This is a genomic window from Photobacterium ganghwense, from assembly GCF_017329545.1.
GTDB lineage: Bacteria > Pseudomonadota > Gammaproteobacteria > Enterobacterales > Vibrionaceae > Photobacterium > Photobacterium ganghwense.
The window spans coordinates 1-26,753 of the sequence record NZ_CP071325.1 but is presented as its reverse complement, the minus strand read 5'-3'; the positions used below and the strand labels follow the sequence as shown (position 1 = coordinate 26,753).

22 protein-coding genes and 1 riboswitch are annotated in these 26,753 nt (G+C 53.8%); of the genes, 7 read left to right on the top strand and 15 right to left on the bottom strand.

Translation table 11 applies throughout. The features are described 5' to 3' along the window. Positions 1–139: 139 nt before the first annotated feature. The 5 genes from hemG to FH974_RS00090 all read right to left on the bottom strand — a co-directional run bounded on the left by hemG (position 140) and on the right by FH974_RS00090 (position 5,431). Positions 140–664 carry a menaquinone-dependent protoporphyrinogen IX dehydrogenase gene (hemG, locus tag FH974_RS00110; protein ID WP_047887529.1) on the bottom strand — a complete coding sequence of 175 codons (525 nt, stop codon included), beginning with the start codon at positions 662–664 and terminating at the stop codon, positions 140–142. Between the two features lie 31 nt (positions 665–695). Continuing rightward, positions 696–2,153, bottom strand: a complete 1,458-nt coding sequence (locus FH974_RS00105) for a TrkH family potassium uptake protein (RefSeq protein WP_047887528.1) — start codon at positions 2,151–2,153, stop codon at positions 696–698. A gap of 41 nt (positions 2,154–2,194) precedes the next feature. Next, complete coding sequence (locus tag FH974_RS00100; protein WP_047887527.1) at positions 2,195–2,827, bottom strand: YigZ family protein; 633 nt, start codon at positions 2,825–2,827, stop codon at positions 2,195–2,197. A gap of 223 nt (positions 2,828–3,050) precedes the next feature. Then, positions 3,051–3,539 (bottom strand): hypothetical protein, encoded by a 489-nt coding sequence (locus FH974_RS00095; RefSeq protein WP_047887526.1) that lies wholly within the window; start codon positions 3,537–3,539, stop codon positions 3,051–3,053. Next, the gene (locus FH974_RS00090) at positions 3,536–5,431 is read right to left on the bottom strand and encodes a S8 family peptidase (protein ID WP_047887525.1); all 1,896 of its coding nucleotides are present in this window, start codon (positions 5,429–5,431) and stop codon (positions 3,536–3,538) included. The genes FH974_RS00095 and FH974_RS00090 overlap by 4 nt, the downstream gene beginning before the upstream one ends. Positions 5,432–5,770: 339 nt before the next feature. On the opposite strand from FH974_RS00090, the gene fadB reads away from it, so the two are divergent. The 3 genes from fadB to acuI all read left to right on the top strand — a co-directional run bounded on the left by fadB (position 5,771) and on the right by acuI (position 10,270). Beyond that, entirely contained in the window at positions 5,771–7,933 is a 2,163-nt protein-coding gene (fadB, locus tag FH974_RS00085; protein WP_207103416.1) for a fatty acid oxidation complex subunit alpha FadB, read from the top strand. Positions 7,934–7,960: 27 nt separating this feature from the next. Beyond that, positions 7,961–9,127, top strand: coding sequence for an acetyl-CoA C-acyltransferase FadA (gene fadA / locus FH974_RS00080; RefSeq protein ID WP_047887523.1), 1,167 nt, complete (start codon positions 7,961–7,963; stop codon positions 9,125–9,127). A 162-nt stretch (positions 9,128–9,289) separates the two neighbouring features. Next, positions 9,290–10,270, top strand: a complete 981-nt coding sequence (gene acuI / locus FH974_RS00075; RefSeq protein WP_207103415.1) for an acrylyl-CoA reductase (NADPH) — start codon at positions 9,290–9,292, stop codon at positions 10,268–10,270. A 209-nt stretch (positions 10,271–10,479) separates the two neighbouring features. Here acuI and FH974_RS00070 read toward each other — a convergent pair whose 3' ends face one another. Both FH974_RS00070 and FH974_RS00065 read right to left on the bottom strand, forming a co-directional pair. Continuing rightward, on the bottom strand, positions 10,480–11,442 hold the full coding sequence (locus FH974_RS00070) for a LysR family transcriptional regulator (protein WP_047887521.1): 963 nt from the start codon (positions 11,440–11,442) through the stop codon (positions 10,480–10,482). A 123-nt stretch (positions 11,443–11,565) separates the two neighbouring features. Continuing rightward, positions 11,566–11,748: a hypothetical protein gene (locus FH974_RS00065; RefSeq protein WP_047887520.1), complete on the bottom strand. Its 183-nt coding sequence runs from the start codon at positions 11,746–11,748 to the stop codon at positions 11,566–11,568. 143 nt (positions 11,749–11,891) lie between these two features. Between FH974_RS00065 and tusA the strand changes: the two genes are divergently transcribed. Next, a complete protein-coding gene (gene tusA / locus FH974_RS00060) occupies positions 11,892–12,140 on the top strand; it encodes a sulfurtransferase TusA (protein ID WP_047887519.1) in 249 nt (82 codons plus the stop codon). Positions 12,141–12,206: 66 nt separating this feature from the next. Here the strand turns inward: tusA and FH974_RS00055 are convergent, their stop codons facing one another. The 3 genes from FH974_RS00055 to FH974_RS00045 form a co-directional block, all read right to left on the bottom strand. After that, entirely contained in the window at positions 12,207–12,479 is a 273-nt protein-coding gene (locus tag FH974_RS00055; RefSeq protein ID WP_047887518.1) for a hypothetical protein, read from the bottom strand. Between the two features lie 243 nt (positions 12,480–12,722). After that, on the bottom strand, positions 12,723–13,280 hold the full coding sequence (locus tag FH974_RS00050; protein ID WP_047887517.1) for a TMEM165/GDT1 family protein: 558 nt from the start codon (positions 13,278–13,280) through the stop codon (positions 12,723–12,725). A 93-nt stretch (positions 13,281–13,373) separates the two neighbouring features. Then, positions 13,374–13,475, bottom strand: a riboswitch (yybP-ykoY riboswitch). A 177-nt stretch (positions 13,476–13,652) separates the two neighbouring features. Beyond that, positions 13,653–14,327, bottom strand: coding sequence for a YiaD family glycine zipper/OmpA-like lipoprotein (locus tag FH974_RS00045; RefSeq protein ID WP_047887532.1), 675 nt, complete (start codon positions 14,325–14,327; stop codon positions 13,653–13,655). Positions 14,328–14,627: 300 nt separating this feature from the next. Here FH974_RS00045 and glyQ point away from each other — a divergent pair, with 300 nt between their 5' ends. From glyQ to FH974_RS00030, 3 genes are all read left to right on the top strand, one after another. Next, a complete protein-coding gene (glyQ, locus tag FH974_RS00040; RefSeq protein WP_047887516.1) occupies positions 14,628–15,539 on the top strand; it encodes a glycine--tRNA ligase subunit alpha in 912 nt (303 codons plus the stop codon). Positions 15,540–15,548: 9 nt separating this feature from the next. After that, entirely contained in the window at positions 15,549–17,618 is a 2,070-nt protein-coding gene (gene glyS / locus FH974_RS00035) for a glycine--tRNA ligase subunit beta (RefSeq protein WP_047887515.1), read from the top strand. Between the two features lie 590 nt (positions 17,619–18,208). Beyond that, complete coding sequence (locus tag FH974_RS00030; protein ID WP_047887514.1) at positions 18,209–19,471, top strand: valine--pyruvate transaminase; 1,263 nt, start codon at positions 18,209–18,211, stop codon at positions 19,469–19,471. 285 nt (positions 19,472–19,756) lie between these two features. Here the strand turns inward: FH974_RS00030 and ibpA are convergent, their stop codons facing one another. The 5 genes from ibpA to dnaA form a co-directional block, all read right to left on the bottom strand. Then, on the bottom strand, positions 19,757–20,197 hold the full coding sequence (ibpA, locus tag FH974_RS00025) for a small heat shock chaperone IbpA (RefSeq protein ID WP_047887513.1): 441 nt from the start codon (positions 20,195–20,197) through the stop codon (positions 19,757–19,759). A 533-nt stretch (positions 20,198–20,730) separates the two neighbouring features. After that, positions 20,731–23,145 (bottom strand): DNA topoisomerase (ATP-hydrolyzing) subunit B, encoded by a 2,415-nt coding sequence (gyrB, locus tag FH974_RS00020; RefSeq protein WP_047887512.1) that lies wholly within the window; start codon positions 23,143–23,145, stop codon positions 20,731–20,733. A gap of 19 nt (positions 23,146–23,164) precedes the next feature. Beyond that, positions 23,165–24,247, bottom strand: coding sequence for a DNA replication/repair protein RecF (gene recF, locus FH974_RS00015; protein ID WP_047887511.1), 1,083 nt, complete (start codon positions 24,245–24,247; stop codon positions 23,165–23,167). Between the two features lie 3 nt (positions 24,248–24,250). Continuing rightward, on the bottom strand, positions 24,251–25,351 hold the full coding sequence (gene dnaN, locus FH974_RS00010; protein WP_047887510.1) for a DNA polymerase III subunit beta: 1,101 nt from the start codon (positions 25,349–25,351) through the stop codon (positions 24,251–24,253). A gap of 1 nt (position 25,352) precedes the next feature. Continuing rightward, complete coding sequence (gene dnaA, locus FH974_RS00005) at positions 25,353–26,753, bottom strand: chromosomal replication initiator protein DnaA (RefSeq protein WP_047887509.1); 1,401 nt, start codon at positions 26,751–26,753, stop codon at positions 25,353–25,355.

Below are 26,753 nucleotides of genomic sequence, written 5' to 3'. Positions count from 1 at the left end.
TGGCTTATTTCGCCGCGCTCCGTGTCAGTGAGGTCGCATTATAGAGAGTTCGATCGGCTTGGCAAGGGCTTTTTTTGAAAAAAAAATGCCCTACCGAAGCGTTCGCACAAAAAACACGCAAAACCACTAGGAGAGCGTATTACAGCGCCTTGAACTGACCTGCAAAAGCCGCGACTTTTTGCCAATCAGTATATTCAACCTCTTTCGAGGTATCGGTCTCTCCCCCCGTCAGACGCATGATGAACTGAATCATGACCCGATCGAACCACTTGTAGCGCGGATAACGCAAAGCACCGGCAAACACGCCCATCAGTTCAGGCCGCCAGGCGGATTTTTGTAGGAACTTCTTTATATAGACGCTGGTTTCCGGCGTATTCTTGCCTTCTTTACGTGCCGTCAGGTTCACGCAGAAAAAGCCGACTTTGTGTTGCGCCAGTGCTGACTGATGCTTGGCAATAAACTGATACAGCGCTTTATTAAGATGACCATAGCGGATCGAGGCGCCAATCAGAGCTCGGTCATACCGGGAAAATTCAACGTCAGGTAACTGATTTAAATCCACCAGCTCACACTGATATCCCTCGCCCAGCGAAGCTTCAATGTGACGCATGATTTTGATGGTTTGCCCATCACTGCTGGAATGAAGCAGTAATACTTTTTCCACCTTTCCTCCTTACTACCCCTGCTATCAGTGATTAGTTACGCCAAAACGTCGGCGTAAACAGCACCAGTAACGTAAAGACTTCAAGACGACCAAACAACATGGCCACAATCAACACCCACTTTGCGGTGTCGTTCACTTCCCCGAAATGCACCGCGACTTCGCCCAGCCCCGGCCCGAGATTATTCAGCGTTGCTGCCACAGCCGAGAATGCCGTTAGCTCATCCATGCCAGTCGCAATCAGGGCCAGCATACAAATGACAAAGACCAGCGCATAAGCCGAGAAAAATCCCCATACCGCATCGACAACTCGCTGTGGCAATGCCTTGTTCCCGACTTTGATGGTGTATACCGCGCGTGGGTGCACCAGGCGCTTCAGCTCTCGAATCCCCTGCAGCAATAACAGCAGCATACGAATCACTTTAATGCCCCCTCCGGTCGAACCTGCACAGCCTCCGACGAAGGAGGAAAACAAGAGCAACACCGGCAGGAACAGTGGCCACTCGGAGAAACCGGTTGTGGTAAAACCGGCTGTCGTTGAGATGGACACGGTCTGGAACAGCGCCTGATCAAAAGCATCAAAGTACGACTCATACGAATGATGCTTTAACAGCATGGAATAACAGATCGCCAACAGGATCAGCTGCGAAACCAGAAAGGCCCGAAACTCCGGATCCCGCGCGTAGGCACGCAGATTTATCCCGCCATGAGCAAATGCGGCAAAGTGCAGCGAGAAGTTACAGGCCGATATCAACAGAAACACCACGGTGATCATATTGATGGTGGAACTGTTAAAGTAGCCCATGCTGGCATCGTGAGTAGAAAATCCACCAATCGCGATGGTCGAGAAGCTATGAGAGATTGCATCAAAGACTGACATTCCCGCCAGCCAGAACGCCACGGCACAGGTGACCGTTAACGTCAGGTAGATATACCAGAGCGTTTTGGCGGTTTCAGCGATTCGAGGAGTCATCTTGCTGTCTTTGACCGGTCCCGGAATTTCCGCCCGGTACAGCTGCATGCCCCCGATCCCCAGTACCGGCAAGATGGCCACTGCCAGGACGATGATCCCCATACCACCGAACCATTGCAGCAGCTGACGGTAAAACAGGATGGCTTTAGGCAGATGGTCTAACCCGACAATTACTGTTGCCCCGGTCGTGGTCAGGGCCGAAAAAGATTCAAAAAAAGAATCGGTCACGGAGAGGTCTGGGGTTTTGGACAAGATAAAAGGCACCGCCCCGGCGCTGCCGATAACGGTCCAGAACAACACGACGATCAGGAAACCATCCCGGGCTTTTAATTCCCGGCGATAACGGCGGTTAGGCAGCCACAGCAGGGCCCCACCAGCCAGCAGTAAGAAGAAGGTGACAACAAAGGGAAAACCGGCCCCATCGCGGTAAATAAGGGCAACAATGGCCGGTGCCAGCATGGTGACACTGAATAATGCGAGCAGCAGCCCGACAATCCTAATAATAGAGCGAAATTGCATGGCCTGGTTCGGCTCTCATCTATGCTATTGATAAACAGGGTTTACGGGGCTTCAGCCGAGCGCGGGCTGGCTTCAACCTGACCGCCACTACGGTTGGTCAGCTTGGCACAAAAGGTGTCAACCTGACGCCGATCCAGCACTATAGTGAGGGTCACCCCATCGGCATAGACCGCATCAATTTGCTGCGCATCGTACTCTGCCATCAGGGTTTCCACCAATGACAACTGATTATACGCGCAGCTTACTGTTAATTCTGAAGTTATTATCTTTTCTTTGGTTTGCAGCACAGTTAGCGCTTGCTGCACACCGCCGCCATACGCTTTGACCAGACCACCGGTCCCCAACCGAATCCCCCCGTAGTAACGGGTGACCACAGCCGTGATCTCTCCCACACCGGAACCGGTCAGCTGGGCCAGAATCGGTTTACCGGCAGTCCCGGAGGGCTCGCCATCATCACTGAAGCCCCACTTCATGGAATCTTCCGGCCGGCCAGCGACAAACGCCCAGCAGTTATGACGGGCATCATGGTGCTTTTCCTTTATCTGCTGGACAAAGGCTTTAGCCGCTTCAACCGTAGGCGTGTGCGCCAGATAGGTAATAAAGCGGCTTTTTTTGATTTCTTCCTCAAACACTACCCCCTGGGCCGGAATGAGATAGGGCTGTGATGCTGTCATGCTTCTGCCATGCTGCTCGTCAAATTACGTGAACCACACAGAATAACACATCCTGCCCACGGCCTCGCCAACCAGATTACGGCTCCCGGCTCACAACTTGTGACTTTTTCCCCTGACGCGACCTACACTGAGAGCACAAACGGCAATGCCAGCAACAACCCAGATAACAAAAGGGAGGCTTACGCCTCCCTTTGCTGCTTTGGCCCAGTTAAACTTCGACCGATTATTGCGGGCGATTACGCTGCCCTACCAGCTCCAGTTTTGCCTGGCTGACACGGGGATCGCGCTCCAGCTCCGCCAGCAGAGGGAGCAAATCCCCCCCCGCCGCGGCTTTAAACAATACAATGTCTGTCCCGGTGAACACCACGTCCAGCTGATTATCCGCCGCAAATTGCTGCGCGCTGACACCCGGCGCGAGACGGACAAAAATTCCCCCGCTGACCTCTACCGGCCCCAGGGTTGACCCATCCGCCAGCAATCGATCCCCGACAAACAGACCCTCGCTCACTGTCGGAGCGGCACGAAGCATGCCAGGAGCCGCAGCCGTCGGCGCCAGTTTGGTGTAGCGCTTACCGTTCATTTCCACTTCGCCCGCAGCATGCAAACTCGCCTGCGCGTCAGCCGGTAACGGGGGAAGCTGTTCAGCCATTACAGAACCGGCACCCATCACCAGTGCCGCCAGCAGTCCGAACTGCCAATGCAATTTCTTCATTGTTTTTTCCCCTTATTGCCCTTGTGACCGAAGAAACGAATATCCCATGCCTTCAGCACCCCATCGGCACTGTTATTCGGGAAACTGATTGGGAAGGCGTTCGACGGATCAAAATACGCCACCCAGCTACTGCTGTCCTGGCTGGTATCCCGTACCACCAGCTGCCAGTTGCCTTTCGCTTTCTCACCGTAGAAATGGTGGGTCAGCAGCAACTGCTGCTCAAACCCGGTAATGGATTTGTCCAGCGACTGGCTTACCAGACCGGTACGTGGTGACAATAGGACACTGCGGGTACCGGACGGCGAGACCAGCTCGATCGCCAGATCATTCAGGCGCTCATGATCAAGATCCAGTTTGACCTGGACGCTCTCGACCACAAAGTTCTTGCGCTGATTAAACGTACTGGTCACCCCGTCAATCTTCGCATCCGGAATGACGGCATCTGCCTGAGTCGTTGCCCAGTCAGTAATCTGCAATGGCGGTAAATGCTTGCGGTAGTGCATCGCCATCATTACAGCCGCATCAATGTTGACCCGGCCAAAGCCATAAAAATTATGGAAATCGTATCCGGCCGCATTGGTTTGCCAGCCCGGTATCGCGTCATAGGTGGCTACATCTCCCGATGTCTGGGTAAAACTGAGCGAAACCCCCGAGTTAGCCGGATCGGTTTTGGTCGCTGTCGACGCCAGGATATGGCGGATGTCCCGCCAGCTCAGCGCCGGATTGGCCGACATGATCAACGCGACCGCACCCGATGTATTCGGTGCCGCAGATGACGTCCCGTTCATGGTGCCTATAAAGTCACAGTTCGGGTCAAGCTCATGGCCACCGTGCAAGCCGTTACTGGTATCACCAGTGACATTGCTGCCGGCTTCACAGCCCGACAAGTCGGTGGTAATCATGGCTGGTTTTTCATCACCGTATTCCCCACCCGGGGCAGAAACGAAGACGTTGGCTCCCACACTGCTGTAGGAAGACAAACCGCCGTCGGCATTGAGGGCCGAAACGACCAGGTTCCAGTAGTTGGCATTGGTCGGCGTCAGGTTACTGTCCTGCATCGGCAGCCCGGCATTAGCCGGACCGACCCGGGATTTATCGAAAAAGTCACCCGGTAGAACATAAGCACCGCCCAGCCCCTCGCCAATCCAGCCATAGAAATAACGGTAGCTGTTACCGGCCGACTTCACGAATAGACTGCCGCGCCCCTGATGGGCATCGCGGGTCACCTGCTCATACACTTGCTCTTCGAGGGCAAACTCAGGGTCCGTCAAATCATAAGCAATGGGGAAAATGGTGGAATAGCCGTAACTCTGGTTGAATACCCGGGTGTCTTGGGTATTGGCGGCCGCCCCGTGTGACATCAGCCATCCTTCCTGAGACTGGTTTTTCAGCCAGTTAAACCCTTTCAATCCGGCCCGGGGAGCCACTCCTCGGCCCCCGATCGCATTCCAGCCCACCGCTGCCGTTAAACCGGCTACCGCAGTACCGTGATTGTCGGACGGATCTTCCGGGCTGGGATCGTTGTCATTGTTCACCACATCCCAGGAGCCGGGACGAATATTGGCAGCCAGATCCGGATGGTGGATCTCCAGGCCGTCATCAATAACAGCGACATTCACCCCGACACCATGAATCCCCAGCAGATGAGTCAGCCACAGGTTCATGTCCTGACCGGGTGTCCCGGCGGTCTTAGCAAAAGCATTCTGGCCGGTATTGCGTAAATGCCACTGCTGACTGAACAACGGGTCACCGGGTGGTAAATCGGGTACCCAGCTGAAATCCATATCCGGCACCCATACCGGTTCAGGCTTCTTCATCATGGCTGCTTGCCCTGTCACCGGCAATAATGCCGCCGCCAGCGCCACAGACAAAAATGTCCGCTTATTCTTCATATCTATCGATCCTTCGATGGAATAAATCCGCAGCCCCGTGCTACGAATATCTCATTTACGATCGATACTTTTCAGCCTGCCAGTCTTCATCTTTCAGCTTTAGAGCTTTCTCCCAAAACCATCTAATTGACTGAAAAACAGAATAAATCACCTTCCAAAAAAGCAATATTTTGCATTTACATACCCTATCCCTCTTGGGTATAGATCAAGAAAGTTAAACAAATGTTTAAATTGAGTGTTGTAATTGTTGAGCAAGGGGTTCAGACTATTCTTTAACCTACTGGCAGGTCTAACTAGTTAAATCAATTCGGCTCAGACCGAACTTCACGGAGATAGAACATGATTTACCAAGGTGAAACCCTATCCGTTAGCTATCTGGAAGATGGCATCGCGGAACTCAACTTCAATGCCCCTGGCAGTGTCAATAAATTCGACCTGAAAACCCTAGAGAGCCTGAACGAAGCACTGAATGTCCTGTATCACCAAACCGAGCTGAAAGGACTGCTACTGACATCGGCTAAATCCGCTTTCATTGTCGGCGCTGACATTACCGAGTTCCTCGGCCTGTTTGCCAAACCGGCTGAAGAATTGTCTCAATGGGTGACCCATGCCAATGATATCTTCAACAAATTAGAAGACCTGCCGGTGCCGACACTGTCGGCGATCAATGGTCATGCTTTGGGTGGTGGCTGCGAATGCGTGCTGTCCACCGACTTCCGCCTGGCAGACAGCACGGCCCGCGTTGGCCTGCCGGAAATCAAGCTGGGCATCATGCCTGGATTTGGCGGCACTGTCCGACTACCTCGTCTGTTGGGGGCGGACTCCGCCATGGAAATCATTACTGCCGGTAAAGACAAAAAAGCCCTGGATGCCCTGAAATTGGGCCTGGTGGACGGTGTGGTCGAACCGGCGCAGCTGCGTGATGCAGCACTGGCCATGCTGAAAGAGGCCATTGCCGGTAAGCTGGACTGGCAACACCGCCGTGCCCAGAAAAAAGCCCCGCTGGCACTGAACAAGATCGAAGCCACCATGAGCTTTACCATGGCCAAAGGCATGGTGGCGCAAATTGCCGGCCCACACTATCCGGCCCCCATGACAGCCGTCAAAACCATCGAAGAAGCTGCCCGCTGCAGCCGTGATGAAGCGCTGGCTATCGAAAACAAACACTTTGTAACCCTGGCGAAAACCGACGTAGCCAAAGCATTGGTCGGCATCTTCCTGAACGACCAGTACATCAAAGGCCAGGCCAAACAAGCAGCCAAAGCCGGTAAACCAGCAGCTAAAGGCATGGTACTGGGTGCCGGCATCATGGGTGGCGGTATTGCCTACCAGTCAGCACTGAAAGGTGTGCCGGTAATCATGAAAGATATTGCTGACCCGTCACTGGAGCTGGGGATGGGAGAAGCGGCCAAACTGCTTAACAAGCAGATGGAACGCGGCTACCTTGACGGCCTGGGCATGGCCCGCGTCCTGAGCAGCATCACACCAACCCTCCACTACGCCGGTGCCGAAGACGTAGATGTGGTTGTGGAAGCGGTCGTGGAAAACCCGAAAATCAAAGCTGCTGTATTGAGCGAAGTGGAAGCGCTGGTCGGTGACGATGCCGTGATTACCTCGAATACCTCTACCATCCCGATCAACCAACTGGCGAAAAGCCTGAAGCGCCCGGAAAAATTCTGCGGAATGCATTTCTTCAACCCGGTTCACCGCATGCCGCTGGTTGAAATTATCCGTGGCGAGCACACATCGGAAGAGACCATTAACCGCGTCGTCGCGTATGCCGCGAAGATGGGTAAATCCCCGATTGTGGTCAACGACTGCCCGGGGTTCTTCGTCAACCGTGTGCTGTTCCCTTACTTTGCGGGTTTCAGCCTGCTGCTGCGTGACGGTGCCGACTTCACGCAAATCGACAAAGTGATGGAGAAGCAATTCGGCTGGCCGATGGGCCCGGCTTACCTGCTGGATGTGGTGGGTATCGACACCGCGCACCATGCGCAAGCCGTCATGGCAGAAGGGTTCCCTGATCGTATGGGCAAAGACTTCAAAGACGCTGTGGATGTAATGTACGAAACCCAGCGCTTCGGCCAGAAAAATGGCAAAGGCTTCTACGCCTACACGGTTGACCGTAAAGGCAAGCCTAAGAAAACAGTGGATGCCGACGTGGCCAGGCTACTGGCACCGGTGGTCAGTGGCAATGTGGAGCTGGATGCCGAGGCTATCATCGCCCGCATGATGGTACCGATGATCAACGAAGTCGTTCGCTGTCTGGAAGAAGACATTATTGCCAGCCCGGCAGAAGCCGATATGGCGCTGGTATATGGTCTTGGTTTCCCTCCGTTCCGCGGCGGTGTGTTCCGTTACCTGGATACTGTGGGTCTGGCGAACTACGTGGCGATGGCAGATCGTTTTGCTCATCTGGGTGCCCTGTATGAGGTACCGGCTGGCCTGCGCGAAAAAGCGGGCAAAGGTGAAACTTACTACCCAGTACCAACCAACGCGTGATCACGGCTTAAGGATGAGGATTAATAAATGAATAACGTTGTAATTGTCGACTGTCTCCGTACCCCAATGGGCCGTTCAAAAGGCGGTGCGTTCCGCCATGTCCGCGCCGAAGATCTGTCTGCGCACCTGATGAAAGGCCTGCTGGCCCGTAACCCGCAGGTGGATCCAGCGGCCATCGAAGACATTTACTGGGGCTGTGTTCAACAAACGCTGGAGCAAGGTTTCAACATTGGCCGTAATGCCGCGCTGCTGGCCGGCATCCCGCACACCGTGGGCGCCACCACGGTCAACCGCCTGTGTGGCTCGTCCATGCAGGCACTGCATGATGCGGCACGCGCCATCATGGTCGGCGATGCGGACATTTGCCTGATTGGTGGTGTGGAACATATGGGTCACGTCCCAATGAACCACGGCGTCGATTTCCACCCGGGTCTGTCAAAGTCGGTGGCCAAAGCTGCCGGTATGATGGGGCTGACCGCGGAAATGCTTGGCCGCATGCACGGCATCAGCCGCGAAATGCAGGATGCGTTCGCTGCCCGCTCCCACCAGCGAGCCCATGCTGCGACGCTGGAAGGCCGCTTTACCAACGAAATCCTGCCAACGGAAGGCCATGATGCCGATGGCCGCCTGACGCTGCTGGCTCACGACGAAGTGATCCGCCCCGAAACAACCATTGAGTCGCTGGCTGCCCTGCGTCCGGTGTTTGATCCGGTTAACGGCACCGTGACCGCCGGGACATCTTCCGCCCTGTCTGACGGTGCCTCGGCCATGCTGGTCATGAGCGAGAGCAAAGCCCGCGCGCTGGGTCTGACCATTCGTGCCCGCATCAAGTCCATGGCGATTGCCGGCTGCGATCCGTCGATCATGGGTTACGGCCCGGTTCCGGCGACGCAGAAAGCCCTGCAGCGCGCAGGCCTGACAATCGACGATATCGATCTGGTTGAACTGAATGAAGCCTTTGCGGCGCAGTCACTGCCTTGCGCCAAAGATCTGGGTCTGCTGGAGAAGGTCGATGAGAAAGTGAACCTGAACGGTGGTGCGATCGCGCTAGGTCACCCGCTTGGCTGTTCCGGCTCGCGTATCTCGACTACGCTGATCAACCTGATGGAACATCAGGATGCGAAATTCGGCCTGGCGACCATGTGTATCGGGCTCGGTCAGGGGATCGCCACGGTCTTTGAACGAGTGGAATAAGCCTTTTCGCCTGATGAAGCCCGCTTTTGCGGGCTTTTTTTGATCTCTGTTAACTATGCAGTCACCGCATATATCAGATGATTAAGTTTCATTTTATTCATGGTTATTTGGCGTCTACACTCAAAACCAATTAAAGACGCCTGACGAATTCGGAGCTTCCCTATGTTTAAGGCCTTGGTACTCAACCAACACGACAAGCAGACCCTTGCAACGATTGAACAACTGGATGACAGCCAGCTGCCGGAAGGCAATGTGCTCATTGATGTCGATTACTCCTCCCTGAACTACAAAGATGGCCTGGCCATTACCGGGAAAGGCAAAATTGTCCGCCAGTTTCCTATGGTGCCGGGTATCGATCTTACCGGTACAGTGTGTGAGTCCAGCGACGAGCGTTACCAGCCTGGAGATAAAGTCGTGCTGACCGGCTGGGGCGTAGGTGAAGGCCACTGGGGCGGCATGGCCCAGAAAGCGCGCCTCAACGCCGATTGGCTGGTACCACTGCCTGCGGCGCTGGACGGCAAGCAATCGATGATGATCGGCACCGCCGGTCTGACAGCGATGTTGTGTGTCCAGGCACTGGTCGATGCCGGGGTCAAACCGCAAGCCGGTGAAGTGCTGGTAACGGGAGCCAGCGGCGGTGTGGGCTCAGTCGCGGTCACGCTACTGGCTCAACTTGGCTATCAGGTGGCAGCCGTGACCGGTCGTGCAGCAGAAAACGGGGATTGGCTGAAATCACTGGGTGCCAGCCGGATCACTGAACGCCATGAGCTGGAAGAACCGGCGCGTCCACTGGAAAAACAACTCTGGGTCGGCGCGGTCGATACCGTCGGCAGTAAAGTGCTGGCTAAAGTCCTGGCGCAGGTTGACTACGATGGTGCCGTGGCTGCGTGTGGGCTGGCGGGCGGATTTGACCTGCCGACCACAGTCATGCCGTTTATTCTGCGTAACGTCAAACTGCTGGGCATCGATTCCGTGATGTGTCCGTATGAAAAACGCATGGCGGCGTGGCAGCGTTTGAGCGAACTGCTGCCAGCGAGTTTCTACGCCCAGGCCTGCCGCGAAGTGAACCTGGAAGAGGTGCCAGAGTGCGCCGAGGCGATCACCCGCGGACAAATCACCGGTCGGGTGGTGATCAAACTGTAGCGGTAGCCATCATCAGTGTAAGCACTCACAGTGTAAACACTAACAGGCTGACGCGATCCGATCACAAACGACAAGACCCGAATGACTACCTTGGCCAGCCATCATGCTGGCCTTTTTTATAGCACGACTATGGCGATGAAGATGAAGAGATAATAACCGGCAATCACCTCCATCCCTCACGACCACAGATCACCGTCTCATCGCTAACCTCACGTCAAGCGCTCACTTTCACCCAGTAAACCCATGTCGTGAATCCGTTTATCAATCAACCTGCCGCACTCTTCGCGGATCAGTTGGCGCAGCCAGATCTGCGACGCTGAATATTCACAGCGCGGATGCCAGATCAGTGAATAGTCAAACGGCTTAAACGTAAATGGCAACGGCTTGACCACCAGATCATGCTGCGCTGCCACCAGGTACGCCAAATCAGCCGGGACGGTAATGATCAGTGGCATGGTATCCACAATCGCCAGAGCTGCTTCAAGATGATAGGCCCGCAACACCAATTTTCTTTCCGGCTGTCCCAGCAAAGCATCATCGATCAGCGCTTTCACCCCGTCGCTGATCGCTATCATGGCATGCGGATACGCCAGGTAATCCGCCAGCGTGAGTGGGTGTGCCGCCAACGGATGCTGACGGGACATCATGCAAAACACACTGACCCGGCCAAGGTGCTCCGCTTGCAGTGGAGCAACCGGCCCGGTCGGGCGACAGATCGCCATGTCACACCCATCGGTGGTCAGCTGGGTCAACAAGTGATCATGCTGCAGCGGGGCAAACTCCAGGGAAATGTGGGGGGCTTCCTGATAAATGCGCGGCAGGGCAAACGGCAGAATGGTTTGCATCGCATAGTCAGTGGTGGCAATCACAAACCGCTGCTCACACGCCTGCGGCCGGAAATCACTTGGACTAAGCAGGTTACGCATGGCTTCCAGTGGTGCATTCAGCGCTTCATTGATTTCCAGCGCCCGCTGAGTCGGCAACAGATGCTGTCCCTGACGGGTGAATAAGGGGTCATTCAGTAGATCGCGCAAGCGTCCCAGTACTCGGCTCATGGCTGACTGGCTCAGATTGAGCCGAACAGCAGCTTTACTGACGCTGCCTTCTTCCAGCAGCACCCGCAGCGCTACCAGCAGATTCAGATCGCGGCGATAGATGTCTTCGAGTTCCATGCCTTACCTGTGTCTATGCCCAAGGAAAGCATATTATCCCGCGCCCAATAAAAAAAATCCCGCTATAAAAGCGGGGAAGCCCAAGAAAACTGGGGGAGTGTAGTAGATGTGCAAAGTTAGCTGTCAGCTTTCCTCTTCTTCGAGCTCAGGAGAATGAATAAGCTCGAACCAAAGGCCCAGCGCGGCGGCAATCAAACCAGCCAGCGCAAAAAAACTGGAGTCGTTCGGTGTACGCAATATCAGGGTACAAAAAGTGATAAAGCACAACACACTGTAAATGGTGAGGCGATCCATCGACGTAAGCATAGTCATCCCTCCTAATCCATTAGAAGATAAAACGTTAACGACTTGTTAAATAAGTTACACGTTTTATTTCGATTTGCCAACCCTTATTGATTAATTCTTGCCCGTAAGTATGATCGAAGGCTTCGCAACAAGATGTCGACACTATGACTACGATTTTTGATAACCCGACACATTGCCTGGAAGCAGAAGGACTCCGCTGTCCGGAACCCGTAATGATGGTGCGGAAAACGGTAAGAAAAATGGCGGATGGCGATACCCTGCTGGTGATCGCTGATGACCCGTCAACGACGCGCGATATTCCGAGCTTCTGCCGGTTTATGGATCACACTCTGATCGCCGCCGAGACAGATACGGTTCCCTACCGGTATCTGATTAAGAAAGGGACTAACTAAAAAAGGCAGCTCAATGAGCTGCCTTTTGCTTATTCGTCCGTTAGGGATGCACAACACGGTACTGCATTACGGCTCCTGCCACTCACGCTCCGTGTCATTCTCGCGCAATTGACGGCGGGCTTTCTCTAACTCATGGCGCAGCTCGCGAATTTCCTTTTTCATCGGCAGGACGTAACGTAACCGCACCAGCGCATCCACCGACAGATAAGTCGTGATGATGGCACCCACCACCATCGGTAACCACATATCAGTCAGCACCATCCCAAGGATATTCAGTGCCAGTGCGACATTAAACAGCCAAAACTGGCTGCGTGGTGAGATTGCGAGAAAACGTTCCATATCTCCTCCTTAGAGCACGCTTTCCGGTACTGGTATCACCTTAGCACGAGCAATTTTCCTGCACTACACTCAGGCTCACAAATCCTGCCAACGTCATCGAACTTTCATTAAACATTTATATTTCAAAATGTTAATTGCAACACTGCAGTAAAATGCAAGCCCTCTTGGGGCGATCCGCAACCGTGCTGCAGAAAGGTTTCACGTGAAACCTTTCTGGCCTCTGCGCGCCCCGCCGCCACCCGCTTACAGTCCGATGCCGGCCACCACCGCCAAGCCGAGGAACAACACAGCGGTAATGATACGGATAGTTTTCAGCGGCATACGATCCGCCGAGAGTTTACCAATCAGGACAACCGGTACATTAGCAAGCAACATCCCGATGGTGGTACCCAGGACAACCAACAGCAAACCGTCGGAGTACTTCGCGCCCAGCATCGTGGTCGCCACCTGAGTTTTGTCACCGATTTCCGCTACAAAGAAGGCAATAAAGCTGGCAATAAACGGGCCGCGGCCGGAAATTTTCTCGTCATCGTCGAGCTTGTCGGGGATCAGAATCCACCCTGCCATCGCGACAAAACTGACCACCAGTACCCACTTCAGTACGTCAGGGCTGAGGTAATCAGCGACGACCACACCCAGCCACGCCGCCAGGGCATGATTGGCAATGGTGGCAAAGAAAATCGCCAGAATAATCGGCACCGGTTTACGATAACGACTGGCCAGCAGCAAGGACAACAGCTGGGTTTTATCCCCAATTTCGGCCAAGGCAACGGTAGTAATGGAAACAGCTAAAATGCTCATGACATGCTCTTTGGGGCGAGGGTAATTATTTTAAACCATAGGTAAACAAGCACGCCCCACCCCGGTTCATGCCGATTTACCAATGGTCTCGCCAAACCCACAAGTAGGATTGCGTGGGTCACAAACGCCATGAAGATTTTGCTTCAATTATGTTGACGTTTGTCTTGTACAGAACAAGAGGCTACTCCCCAAAGGAGCGTGAATTCTAGCCAGCTTTGCGCTCTGGATCAAGCACAAAACCGACACTGCCCCCTGGCCCAATGGCCGAATCGCAGCCAAGAAAAAGGAGCCATGATGGCTCCTTTTGGGAATTAACTGATAAGTTAGCAATTAGATGGTGAACAATCTCACCATGCTATTAAGACCATGCCATTAAGACATTGGAGACAGAACGATCTCAACACGGCGGTTTTCCGCGCGGCCCTGCTCAGTCGAGTTTGACGCGATTGGATGCGCTTCACCCATACCTTTGGTGATAATACGGCTGCTCGCCACACCTTCACGCATCAGCTGGTTGCTCACTTCGCTCGCACGAACCTGAGACAAACGCAGGTTGTACGAATCCGTACCCTTGCTATCAGTAAAGCCGTAAACGTTCAGGCGAGTTTTCTCATACTCTTTCACCACAACCGCTACGCTCGATAGTGCTTGTTTTGCCTGAGAGCTCAGATCGGTCTGATCAAAACCAAAAGTAATGGCGTTTGGCATGTTCAGCACAATGTTGTCACCGTCACGAGTCACGCTCACGCCTGACGCACGCAGTTTCTTACGCAGTTCCGCTTCCTGAACATCCATGTAGTAACCGATACCACCGCCCAGGGCAGCACCAGAAGCAGCACCAATCAGGGCACCCTTACCACGGTCGCTCTTACTGGAAGAAGCAACACCGATCGCAGCACCAGCCACCGCACCGATCAGTGAACCGGTTGTTGCTTTCGCTGTTTGCTCTTCACCCGTATATGGATTCACGGTCGAACAGCCCGTCGCTACCAGCGCAGCGGCCGTCGCCATCACCAGATTGCGAACCCATTTATTTTTATTGGTCATTTTCAGTTCCATAGTAAAAATCTCATTCACTCTCGGCTCCGCCGATCTCACTGTCTTGGCAGAACGATGTAGCCAATTTCCCTCTCAGGTAATTTTATACTGTCATTAAGACAAAATATTCAGAACATTGTCAAAATAGTGCTATTTCTTTAACGCCACACCCGTTACCCACACAAATTTTGGCAATTAGCCGTAAACATGCCCAAAAAACATGCACGAACCCTACTAGCAAGCGGGCTGGCGAGGTATACTGGATTGTTACTTAACATCTATTAATCCATCAATCACGCGAAGCTGACAATGCAGAAATATGATATTAAAACCTTTCAGGGCATGATCCTCGCGCTGCAGGATTACTGGGGCCAGCAAGGCTGTACTATCGTACAACCGCTGGACATGGAAGTCGGTGCCGGTACCTCGCACCCGATGACATGTCTACGTGCTCTGGGTCCGGAACCTATTGCAGCAGCGTATGTGCAACCTTCCCGTCGCCCGACTGACGGCCGTTACGGTGAAAACCCGAACCGCCTTCAGCACTACTACCAGTTCCAGGTGATCATCAAGCCATCACCGGACAACATTCAGGAACTGTACCTGGGTTCACTGGAAGCGCTGGGCATCGATACTCAAATCCACGATATCCGCTTTGTGGAAGACAACTGGGAAAACCCGACGCTGGGTGCTTGGGGTCTGGGTTGGGAAGTCTGGCTGAACGGCATGGAAGTGACCCAGTTCACTTACTTCCAGCAGGTTGGTGGACTTGAATGCAAACCGGTGACGGGTGAAATCACTTACGGTATTGAGCGTCTGGCAATGTACATTCAGGGCGTTGACTCTGTGTATGACCTGGTCTGGACCGACGGCCCGCTAGGTAAAGTGACGTACGGTGACATCTTCCACCAGAACGAAGTGGAACAATCCACGTACAACTTCGAGCACGCGGACGTTGACTTCCTGTTCACTTTCTTCGACCAATGCGAAAAAGAATGTCAATCGCTGCTGGAGCTGGAGAAGCCCCTGCCGCTGCCTGCTTACGAGCGTATTCTGAAAGCCGGCCATGCCTTTAACCTGCTAGATGCCCGCAAAGCGATCTCTGTTACTGAGCGCCAGCGTTACATCCTGCGTATTCGCAACCTGACTAAACAAGTTGCTGAAGCTTATTACGCTTCCCGTGAAGCTCTGGGCTTCCCGATGTGCAAAACCAATCTATAAGGGAACGGCATGAGCGAAAAGAATTTTCTGATTGAACTGGGTACCGAAGAGCTGCCACCAAAAGCGCTGCGTACTCTGGCCGAAGCTTTTGCTGAAAACTTTGCCGCAGAGCTGAACACCGCCGATTTGACCCATCAGGGTATCGAGTGGTTCGCAGCTCCACGTCGTCTGGCACTGAAAGTGCAGGCCATGGCACCGGCGCAGCCTGACAAAGTGGTAGAAAAACGTGGCCCAGCCGTCGCGGCCGCATTCGATGCTAACGGTAACCCAACCAAAGCAGCAATGGGCTGGGCTCGCGGTAACGGTATCACCGTTGACCAGGCTGAGCGTCTGGCCACAGACAAAGGCGAATGGCTGCTGTACAAAGAAGCCGTTAAAGGCCAACCGGCACAAAATCTGCTCCCTGAACTGGTGGCAAATGCCCTGGCTAAACTGCCTATCCCTAAGCCAATGCGCTGGGGTGACAAAGAAACACAATTCATCCGTCCGGTGAAAACCCTGACGATGCTGCTGGGTGACGAGCTGATCTCCGGCACAGTACTGGGCGTTACCGCCGATCGCGTGATTCGCGGTCACCGCTTCATGGGTGAAGCTGAGTTCACTATCGACCACGCTGATCAGTACCCTGCAATTTTGCAGGAACGCGGTATGGTTATGGCCGACTACGAAACCCGTAAAGCCCTGATTCTGGCCGATGCGCAAAAAGCCGCAGCCGAAGTGGGCGGCATTGCCGATCTGGAAGATGACCTGCTGGAAGAAGTAACGTCGCTGGTTGAATGGCCAGTCGTTATGACTGCATCATTCGAAGAAGAATTCCTGAAAGTGCCGGCTGAAGCACTGGTTTACACCATGAAAGGTGACCAGAAGTACTTCCCGATTTACGATCAGAACGGCAAGCTACTGCCTAAGTTCATCTTCGTATCGAACATCATTTCCAAAGATCCACGTCAAATCGTTGAAGGTAATGAGAAAGTGGTTCGTCCGCGCTTGGCAGATGCCGAGTTCTTCTTCAACACTGACCGCAAACGTCCGCTGGTTGAACGTCTGTCAGAACTGGACAATGTCCTGTTCCAGAAACAACTGGGTACCCTGCGCGACAAAACCGATCGCATCACAGCCCTGGCAGGTTACATTGCGGCGCAAATTGGTGCCGATGTGGAGCACGCTGAGCGTGCCGGTCTGCTGTCTAAATGTGACCTGATGACCTCCATGGTCTTTGAGTTTACCGACACCCAAGGTGTTATGGGCATGCACTACGCACGCCACGACGGTGAACTGGAAGATGTCGCACTGGCACTGAACGAGCAGTACATGCCACGCTTTGCCGGTGACAGCCTGCCAAGCACTGACGTCTCTGCAGCTGTTGCGATGGCCGACAAACTGGATACGCTGGTAGGTATCTTTGGTATCGGTCAGGCGCCAAAAGGCAGTGACCCATTTGCCCTGCGTCGTGCAGCACTGGGTGTGCTACGCATCATTGTTGAGCGTGGTTACAACCTGGATCTGGTTGACCTGATCGCCAAAGCGCACGAATTGCTGGACGGCAAAGTCAGCAACCGTGAGGTTGAAGCTGAAGTACTGGAATTCATGCTGGGCCGTTTCCGCGCCTGGTATCAGGATGAAGGCCACAGCGTTGACGTGATCCAAGCGGTTCTGACCCGTCGCCCAACCCAGCCTGCTGATTTCGACAAACGCGTGAAAGCCGTGAGCCACTTCCGATCACTGGATGCCGCGGAGTCGCTGGCTGCCGCGAACAAGCGTGTGGGTAATATCCTGGCGAAATTTGACGGAGCGCTGTCTGACGCGATTGATACCGGTCTGCTGGTTGAAGATGCCGAGAAAGCTCTGGCCGAAAAAGTGGAAGCGAAAATCGCGGCTCTGGCGCCAATCTTTGCGGAAGGCGATTACCAGTTGGCACTGTCTGAACTGGCCACCCTGCGTGAAGCGGTTGATGCGTTCTTCGACAACGTCATGGTCATGGCTGATGACGAGAAGCTAAAAGTGAACCGTCTGACCATGCTGAACCTGCTGCGTAACGAATTCCTGAAAGTGGCTGATATTTCACTGCTTCAGAAATAAGTTAGTCCAAACCCCGGCAGTGCCGGGGTTTTTCTTCTGCTCCACTATTCCACTATATAGCCTGAGTAACTCTTGGCAATTCCGCTACTTACTTCCCCTGAACTCCCCCCTGATGCCGACGCTACTGATTCCGCCCCTCGGGCATGACTGAGTCTGACGGTAAGTGGTTTCACGTGGAACCTGCATCTGCCGTCTCTGGTGAACCTGCATCTACAGCCAATTGCCAGTGATAAATGAGCCATTGCAGCCAACAGTATATACCTCCAACCGCCAGCCCAACCGACCTTACTCACCCCTCCCAAGCAGAGAAATGTTTCATGTGAAACACACAGAGGCAGAGGCAGAGGCAGAGGCAGAGGCAGAGGCATGGCAACAGAACCAGAATGCCAAAAATCACGACCACAGATTCTCCGCCACACCGGATTAAACCGCGGAATTCTTCACTGGGTGTAAAGGGAAAAGAACGCCGCAATTCAGACTTTCCCTACCTCCAGCATTCAGGTATGTTGACGGAGTACACAACATAATCCATAACCATATCGAATAAATAAAAGTCAACCTTAGATAGACTGAGAATCGGAAGTAATAAGATGGAGTTTTCAACATTCGGTGACAAGTTCGCCCGCTACTCTGGGATCACCCAACTAATGGATGATTTGAACGACGGATTACGCAATCCCGATGCCATCATGCTGGGTGGCGGGAATCCGGCGCAGATTCCCGAAATGCTCACCTACTTCAATCAGCTTTGCCAGCAAATGGCCGCCAGTGGCGAACTGACCCAGGCCATGACGAACTACGATGGTCCGCAAGGCAAAAACACGTTCATCAATGCCCTGGCCGATCTGTTGCGTGAGCGATTCGGCTGGCCGATAACCGCACGCAATATCGCCCTGACCAACGGCAGCCAGAGCGCCTTCTTCAATTTGTTCAACCTTCTGGCAGGCACATTCAGCGATGGGACCCGCAAAAAAATTCTGCTGCCGCTGGCACCGGAATACATTGGCTATGGGGATGCGGGGTTAAGTGAAGAGATGTTTATCTCCTACCGCCCGGAAATCACCCTACTGGAAGATGGCCTGTTTAAGTACCATGTCGACTTCAAAAACCTGGTGGTGGATGACAGCATTGGGGCGATCTGTGCGTCGCGCCCGACCAACCCAACCGGCAATGTGTTGACCGACGAAGAAATTGCCCACCTGGATGCACTGGCGCGTGAACACGGTATCCCACTGATTATTGATAACGCCTACGGCATGCCGTTCCCGGATATCATTTTTGAAGATGTCACCCCTTTCTGGAACGACAACACGGTGCTGTGCATGAGCCTGTCCAAGCTCGGCTTGCCGGGTGTCCGCTGTGGGATTGTCGTTGCCCGCGAAGAAATCGCGACAGCCATTACCAACATGAACGGCGTGCTCAGCCTGGCCCCTGGCAGTGTCGGGCCCGCCCTGGCTTATCGGATGATTGAACAGAACGACTTGCTGACGCTGAGCGAAACTGTGATTAAACCGTTTTACCAGCGTAAATCACAGCACGCGGTCGCACTGCTGCAACAAGCCATTACCGATCCGCGCTTTCGAATTCACAAACCTGAAGGGGCCATGTTCCTGTGGTTGTGGTTTAACGATCTCCCTATCAGCACCATGGAACTGTACCAACGCCTCAAGGATCGCGGAGTGTTGATTGTCCCGGGCGAATACTTCTTTATCGGATTGGAAGAAGACTGGCAGCATGGTCATGAATGCCTGCGCATGAACTATGTGCAGGAAGACGACGTGATGCAACGCGGCATTGCTATCATTGCCGAAGAAGTTGCTCGCGCCTACCGGGAAGGCAAACCCGCTGATTGATAGCCTACAAGCTATGACTCCTGGAGTGCACTCCCCGTTTAGGGACATAGCAGCATCGCATCTAGATGGGTAATCGGTCTTTACCAAGTCACCAACCTTGGTCCGCCGCGAGCATTGTTATTATCGCTCTCCCTCAGAAAGCTGCCATTAGGCAGCTTTCTTGGTTTCACGTGAAACCAAAACGGGAACCGCTTCTCCTACTGCAATTACTAGAATCCAGCCAAACAAAAAGGCCAGCCGATGGCTGACCTTCTCTCTTATCGTTGCTGCGTTTAGCTAGCGGCGTTACTCACTTTCCAGTAGCGGCGTGCCATTGATGGTGATCTTACGTGGCTTCTGCTCTTCTGGGATCTCACGTTCAAGATCAATATGCAGTAGCCCGTTCTCCATATTAGCCCCAATCACTTTGACATAGTCTGCCAACTGGAACTTGCGCTCAAAGTCGCGTTCTGCGATCCCCTGATACAGGTACTGGCGCTCGTCGTGCTCGGACTCAGGGCGAGTACCGCGCACAATCAGTTTGTTCTCGTGCTGAGTGATATCCAGCTGCGACTCAGCAAACCCCGCGACCGCCATCGTAATGCGGTACTGGTTATCGCCACGCTGCTCAATGTTGTATGGCGGGTAGCCACCATTGCTGTTGTTCAGGTTCTGCTCCATCTGATTAAACAGACGATCAAAACCAATGGCAGAACGATATAGAGGAGTAAAATCAAGTGTACGCATAATACCTATCCTTCTTTGAAGCAATATGATTACGGTTAAGGTCAGTGAAGCTGCTTTCCTACCGGACAAGCGTATGCAGGCCCAAACTCTGGCACCTTGCTCTGCTTCACTACTAGATATAAGGTCGGCCAAATCCGATTCAAGACCCCGATAGCAATTTTTTTGCTCAGCGGTTTATTCGCAGTCAGCCGTTTTTGTCCTAACCAGGCAACTAGCCGTCTGGTTCCCCCAAAACTGCAGCACCCAGCAAGTAAAAGTCTCCCATCCCCGACAACAAATTTGCCCAAAATCAGAAAATACCCACTACGGTTTAGCAAGGAGAGCCCGCATCTTTACTCAAACGTGATCTGGGAGCAGCGAGCCTGCCCAGTTCATACTCCAGACTAACCACGATCCAAAAGAAAAGCCTCCGCCAGGATAACGGCTACGGCAGCCTATAATCGAGGTCATAAAAAAACGCCGCTCTTTCGAGCGGCGTTTTCCAACACCCTATCTGACATTCTGCCACTTGGGCAGGTACTATCTCGGCGTAATTACACGTCCAGGTTGGCGTTCAGGGCGTTCGCTTCGATAAAGTTACGACGCGGCTCAACCTGATCACCCATCAGCGTGGTAAACAGTTCGTCAGCAGCAACTGCATCCTGAACAGTTACCTGCATCATACGGCGCGATTCTGGATCCATGGTGGTTTCCCACAGCTGATCCGGGTTCATTTCACCCAGACCTTTATAGCGCTGAATGCTCAGGCCACGGCGAGATTCTTTGATCATCCAGTCCAGTGCTTCACTGAAACTGTCAACCGGCTGTTTACGCTCGCCACGTTGAACGTAGGCAGAGTCATCCAGCAGGCCGTCCAATGCTTCCGACAGATCCGCCAGTTTCGCATACTCTTTCGAGTTCAGCAGATCAACACTCAGCAGGTAGTCGTATTCCACACCGTGAGTACGCACGATCACTTTCGGCAACCATACGTTGTGCTCGTCGTCCTTCACCACCTCAAACGAGAAGTGACTTTCACCGGTTTGTTTTTGCTGCAGCGCGGCCACCAGCGTGTTCGTCCAGCCTTCTACCTGAGACTGATCCGCCAGCATGTCCGCCGTCAGACGCGGCTGATACAGGAACTCATTCAGCATCAGTTTCGGATAGCGACGGCTCATGCGGTCAATCATCTTACCGGCACTATTGTATTGCTGCACCAGCGTTTCCAACGCCTGACCCATGATCGCCGGCGCCCCTTCTGCGGTAAACAGCTGCGCGTTATCCAGTGCCAGAGTGATCTGGTACTGCGTCATGTTGTCATCATCCTGGATGTACTGCTCTTGTTTGCCTTTCTTCACTTTGTACAGTGGTGGCTGAGCAATGTAGATATGACCACGCTCGATCAGTTCTGGCATCTGACGGTAGAAGAAGGTCAACAGCAGCGTACGGATGTGCGAGCCGTCAACGTCGGCATCGGTCATGATGATGATGCTGTGGTAACGCAGTTTATCCGGGTTGTATTCGTCGCGGCCGATACCACAGCCCATGGCCGTGATCAGCGTAGCCACTTCCTGCGAAGACAGCATCTTGTCAAAACGGGCTTTTTCCACGTTCAGGATTTTACCTTTCAGCGGCAGAATCGCCTGATTCTTACGGTTACGACCCTGCTTGGCAGAACCGCCCGCCGAGTCACCCTCCACTATGTAGAGTTCAGACAGCGCAGGATCTTTTTCCTGACAGTCAGCCAGTTTGCCCGGCAGACCCGCCAGATCCAGAGCGCCTTTACGACGCGTCATTTCGCGCGCTTTACGAGCCGCTTCACGGGCTCGTGACGCTTCGATAATCTTGCTACAAACCGTTTTGGCATCACTTGGGTTTTCCAGTAGGAATTCACTCAGCTTTTCACCCATCGCCGACTCAACGGCCGGTTTCACTTCACTCGATACCAGCTTGTCTTTGGTCTGGCTGGAGAACTTAGGATCCGGCACTTTCACCGAGACCACGGCCGTCAGGCCTTCACGGGCATCGTCACCCGAGGTCGCGGTTTTCGCTTTCTTCGAATACCCTTCTTTTTCCATGAAAAGGTTCAGGGTACGGGTCAGCGCGCCACGGAAACCCGCCAGGTGTGTACCGCCGTCACGCTGCGGAATGTTGTTGGTAAAGCAGTAAATGTTTTCCTGGAAACCATCGTTCCACTGCATCGCCACTTCAACCCCGATACCGTCTTCACGAGTGAACTCAAAGTGGAACACTTTCGGGTGAATTGGAGTCTTGTTACGGTTCAGGTGCTCAACGAACGCTTTAATCCCGCCTTCATACATGAAGTGGTCTTGCTTGTTTTCTTCGCGCTCATCAATCAGTCGGATAGAAACCCCGGAGTTCAGGAACGACAGTTCGCGCAGACGCTTCGCCAGGATCTCGTAGTGGAATTCGATGTTGCTAAACGTGGCCGCACTCGGCCAGAAACGAATACGGGTACCGGTGCGGTCAGAATCACCAATCACAGCCAGAGGTGCCTGAGGTTCACCATGGTGGTAAATCTGCTGATGGATATGGCCGCCGCGGTGAATGGTCAGTTCCACTTTTTCAGACAGGGCGTTCACTACCGACACACCCACCCCGTGCAGACCGCCGGAAACTTTGTAGGAGTTGTCGTCAAACTTACCGCCGGCGTGCAGAACCGTCATGATGACTTCTGCCGCAGAAACCCCTTCTTCAGGGTGCAGTTCTGTCGGAATACCACGACCATCATCGCTTACAGACACCGAGCCGTCTTCATGGATAGTTACGATGATATCTTCACAATGGCCAGCAAGAGCTTCATCGATAGAGTTATCGACCACCTCAAAGACCATGTGGTGCAAGCCCGTGCCGTCATCGGTATCACCAATGTACATCCCTGGGCGCTTACGTACCGCATCAAGGCCCTTCAGTACCTTGATACTTGATGAATCGTAGTTGTTGGACATTGAGTTACTCTCGCTTTGATTATCCTGCGGTTATTTTACCGTGTTCCACATGAAACATCTTGCCATTTTCATCATGCATTTCCGCGATTTGGTCACCGCTGATCGCACTGATGAACACCTGGGCACCGGTTTCCTTTAACCGTTGTGCCAGCAGCGTGCGCCGCTGGCTGTCCAGTTCGGAAGCAAAATCGTCAATTAAATAAATGCACTGCTTCCCGGTGGCTTCGGTCAGGTGTAATCCCTGGGCAAGGCGCAGGGCACAGACCATTAATTTCAGCTGACCGCGGGACAGTACATCTTCGACCGGCGTACCGGCCACTTTGATCCGCAAGTCCGCTTTGTGCGGTCCGCTTGCGGTATACCCCAACTGTCCGTCACGCTCAAAATTGCGGCGCAGCAGCTCAGCATACGGGGTGTCTTTTTCCCAGCCGCGGTAGTACCCGAGCTGGATATCAAATTCCGGCAAGAAGCCCTGACAAATTTCGGCCGCTTTGGCTTTGACTGCCTGTAAATACGCATCACGCCAGCGGTCGATGTCTTCCGCCAGCTGAGCCAGTTCCTGATCCCAGTAGCTGAGCTCGCGGTAACTGGCGGCCGTTTTCAACAAGGCATTGCGCTGTTTGGTTAATCGGCGCACCCGGCTCCAAGCGTGATAAAACTGAGGTTCCACGTGAAACACGCCCCAGTCGATAAACGATCGCCGAAACTTAGGCCCACCAATCAGCAGCTCAAACCCTTCCGGGGTAATGAGCTGCAGCGGCAGGATTTGCGCCAGCTGAGCCAGCTTTTGCCCGCTCTCTCCACCGATTTTCAGCTCAGTGGTACCGTCGCGTTTTTTATTGATGCCGACCGGCAGTTCCATTTTGAGAGAAGCCGACTGCAACCTACCATGGACAAACAATTCGGCCTGCTCATGGCGGATCACACGCCCGGTCAGGTGACTACGAAAAGAACGGCCATGGCCAAGAAAATGGATGGCCTCCAGCACGCTGGTTTTCCCACTGCCGTTAGCACCGACCAGAAAATTAAAGCCTGGCGACAACGACAGGTCGCAGGCTTCAATATTACGGAAGTCTTTTACGATAAGACGTGTTAATGGCATACCTTACAGCCTGATTGGCATCACCACATACATGGCATCGCCATTGGCGCAGTCTTCCAGCAAAGCACTGGCATTGGCATCGGTCAGCGACCAGCGCACCTGTTCACACTTCAGGGTATTTAAAACGTCCAGCACATAACTGACGTTAAAGCCGATTTCCAGTGGCTCTCCCTGGTAGTCGACATCCAGAAATTCTTCCGCTTCTTCCTGTTCTGGGTTATTTGCGGTGATCCGCATTTCACCGTTGGCCAGGTTCAGGCGCACACCACGGAATTTTTCGTTCGACAGAATCGCCGCTCGCGAGAACGCCTTACGCAGTTCATCACAATTGGCTTCCAGGGTTTTGGTGGTATTTTGCGGCAGCACCCGGCGATAGTCAGGGAAGCGACCATCCACCAGCTTCGAGGTGAAGATAAAGTTATTCACTTCCGCCCGGATGTTGGAATGGCCGATCTGAATGCGGACGTCCGCATCAGGAGTATCGAGCAGACGCATCAGCTCCATCACGCCTTTGCGCGGCACAATGATTTGTTTAGCTGGCAGCGTATCCGCCAGGTCGATCGCACACACCGCCATCCGGTGACCGTCGGTCGCCACGGAACGCAGGTGCGAGCCATCGGTCTCAAACAGCATCCCATTTAGGTAGTAACGGACATCCTGGTGGGCCATGGAAAACTGGGTGCTGTCGATCAGGTGGCGCATTTGCCCCTGTGGCAGTGCCAATTCCACTTCACTTTGCCAGTCTTCAATGTTCGGGAAGTCCGCCGCCGGCAGAATGGACAGGGTGTAGCGGCTGCGACCGGACCGGATGATCACCCGATCACCTTCCAGGGTCACACTGATGCTGGCCTGATCCGGCAGACCGCGGCAGATATCCAGGAACTTACGAGACGGCACAGTCACCGCTCCCGGTTCGAAGTCACCTTCCAGCGGCAGGCGGGCGATCATTTCCACTTCCAGATCGGTCCCGGTCATAGACAGGCAACCCTGCTCCACCACCAGCAGAATATTGCCGAGAATCGGCAGTGACGGACGGCTTCCCAGCGCCCCAGACACCTGCTGGAGCGGCTTCAGTAATTGTTCGCGTGCAACGGTAAACTTCATATTAAGATGACAATGTTCTAATTAGGTTGGAATAATCTTCTTTGATGTCATGGCTTTCTTCACGCAGCTGCTCAATCTTGCGGCACGCGTGTAGCACCGTCGTGTGGTCACGACCGCCAAAGGCATCGCCGATTTCCGGCAGGCTGTGGTTGGTCAGCTCCTTAGCCAGCGCCATCGCCATCTGGCGCGGGCGAGCCACCGAGCGTGACCGGCGCTTGGACAGCATATCAGCCATCTTAATCTTATAGTATTCAGCCACGGTCTTCTGAATGTTATCGATCGTGACCAGTTTTTCCTGCAGCGCCAGCAAATCGCGCAGCGCTTCACGGACAAAATCAATGGTAATCGCACGGCCGGTAAAGTTGGCGTTGGCAATTACCCGATTCAGCGCCCCTTCCAGCTCACGCACGTTTGAGCGCAGGCGCTTGGCAATAAAGAAGGCCACTTCGTCGGCCAGACGGATATTGTGGTCTTCCGCTTTTTTCATCAGGATCGCGACCCGGGTTTCCAGCTCCGGCGGCTCAATCGCCACCGTCAGGCCCCAGCCAAAACGGGACTTGAGGCGATCCTCTACCCCGTTAATTTCTCGCGGGTAGCGGTCCGAAGTCAGAATGATTTGCTGGTTGCCTTCCAGCAAAGCGTTAAAGGTGTGGAAAAATTCTTCTTGTGAGCGCTCTTTGTTGGCGAAGAACTGAATGTCATCGATCAGCAGCGCATCGACGCTGCGGTAGTAACGTTTGAATTCTTCGATGGCATTGTTCTGCAGCGCTTTTACCATGTCCTGCACGAAACGTTCCGAGTGCATGTACACCACTTTGGCGTTCGGCTTGCGATCCGCGATCGCGTTACCCACCGCATGCAACAAGTGGGTTTTACCCAGGCCGGTTCCGCCGTACAGGAACAACGGGTTGTACGCCGCGCCCGGATTGTCCGCCACTTGGCGGCAGGCAGCCAGACCCAGCTGGTTCGACTTACCTTCCACGAAATTGTTGAAGTTGTGCTTCGGGTTGACGTTCGAGCGGTACCCGGCCTGCGATTCCGGCTGCACCGGTGACGGCGCAGGCTCCCAGCGACGGGAAGGCGGTTCATCAATAATGCCCGGAGCGGGCTGCAGGCTGGCGGGTATCACCGCCGGTTGCGGCGGCGGTGCCGTGACAGGTCGGCTGCCAACCTCAAATCGCAGGATCGGCACATCATTACCGCAAAACTCGTTAAGCAAGCGGTTAATATTGTTGAGGTACTTATCCCGCACCCAATCCAGGACAAATCGATTCGGTGCGAACAAGGTCAACGTGTTGTCGTTCAACTCGGCTTGAAGCGGTCGAACCCACATACTGAATTCTGTTGCAGGGAGTTCTTCCTGAAGGCGTTGAAGGCACTGCAACCATAGCGAAGATGACAA

Excerpts from the sequence above, each read along its gene's own strand:
- tusA (WP_047887519.1), top strand. The coding sequence starts at position 11,892 with ATGACTACGATTTTTGATAACCCGACACATTGCCTGGAAGCAGAAGGA.
- gyrB (WP_047887512.1), bottom strand. The coding sequence starts at position 23,145 with ATGTCCAACAACTACGATTCATCAAGTATCAAGGTACTGAAGGGCCTT.
- acuI (WP_207103415.1), top strand. The coding sequence starts at position 9,290 with ATGTTTAAGGCCTTGGTACTCAACCAACACGACAAGCAGACCCTTGCA.
- FH974_RS00055 (WP_047887518.1), bottom strand. The coding sequence starts at position 12,479 with ATGGAACGTTTTCTCGCAATCTCACCACGCAGCCAGTTTTGGCTGTTT.
- dnaN (WP_047887510.1), bottom strand. The coding sequence starts at position 25,351 with ATGAAGTTTACCGTTGCACGCGAACAATTACTGAAGCCGCTCCAGCAG.
- fadB (WP_207103416.1), top strand. The coding sequence starts at position 5,771 with ATGATTTACCAAGGTGAAACCCTATCCGTTAGCTATCTGGAAGATGGC.
- ibpA (WP_047887513.1), bottom strand. The coding sequence starts at position 20,197 with ATGCGTACACTTGATTTTACTCCTCTATATCGTTCTGCCATTGGTTTT.
- FH974_RS00070 (WP_047887521.1), bottom strand. The coding sequence starts at position 11,442 with ATGGAACTCGAAGACATCTATCGCCGCGATCTGAATCTGCTGGTAGCG.
- glyS (WP_047887515.1), top strand. The coding sequence starts at position 15,549 with ATGAGCGAAAAGAATTTTCTGATTGAACTGGGTACCGAAGAGCTGCCA.
- FH974_RS00090 (WP_047887525.1), bottom strand. The coding sequence starts at position 5,431 with ATGAAGAATAAGCGGACATTTTTGTCTGTGGCGCTGGCGGCGGCATTA.
- recF (WP_047887511.1), bottom strand. The coding sequence starts at position 24,247 with ATGCCATTAACACGTCTTATCGTAAAAGACTTCCGTAATATTGAAGCC.
- FH974_RS00105 (WP_047887528.1), bottom strand. The coding sequence starts at position 2,153 with ATGCAATTTCGCTCTATTATTAGGATTGTCGGGCTGCTGCTCGCATTA.
- glyQ (WP_047887516.1), top strand. The coding sequence starts at position 14,628 with ATGCAGAAATATGATATTAAAACCTTTCAGGGCATGATCCTCGCGCTG.
- FH974_RS00100 (WP_047887527.1), bottom strand. The coding sequence starts at position 2,827 with ATGACAGCATCACAGCCCTATCTCATTCCGGCCCAGGGGGTAGTGTTT.
- fadA (WP_047887523.1), top strand. The coding sequence starts at position 7,961 with ATGAATAACGTTGTAATTGTCGACTGTCTCCGTACCCCAATGGGCCGT.
- FH974_RS00030 (WP_047887514.1), top strand. The coding sequence starts at position 18,209 with ATGGAGTTTTCAACATTCGGTGACAAGTTCGCCCGCTACTCTGGGATC.
- FH974_RS00065 (WP_047887520.1), bottom strand. The coding sequence starts at position 11,748 with ATGCTTACGTCGATGGATCGCCTCACCATTTACAGTGTGTTGTGCTTT.
- FH974_RS00095 (WP_047887526.1), bottom strand. The coding sequence starts at position 3,539 with ATGAAGAAATTGCATTGGCAGTTCGGACTGCTGGCGGCACTGGTGATG.
- FH974_RS00050 (WP_047887517.1), bottom strand. The coding sequence starts at position 13,280 with ATGAGCATTTTAGCTGTTTCCATTACTACCGTTGCCTTGGCCGAAATT.
- FH974_RS00045 (WP_047887532.1), bottom strand. The coding sequence starts at position 14,327 with ATGACCAATAAAAATAAATGGGTTCGCAATCTGGTGATGGCGACGGCC.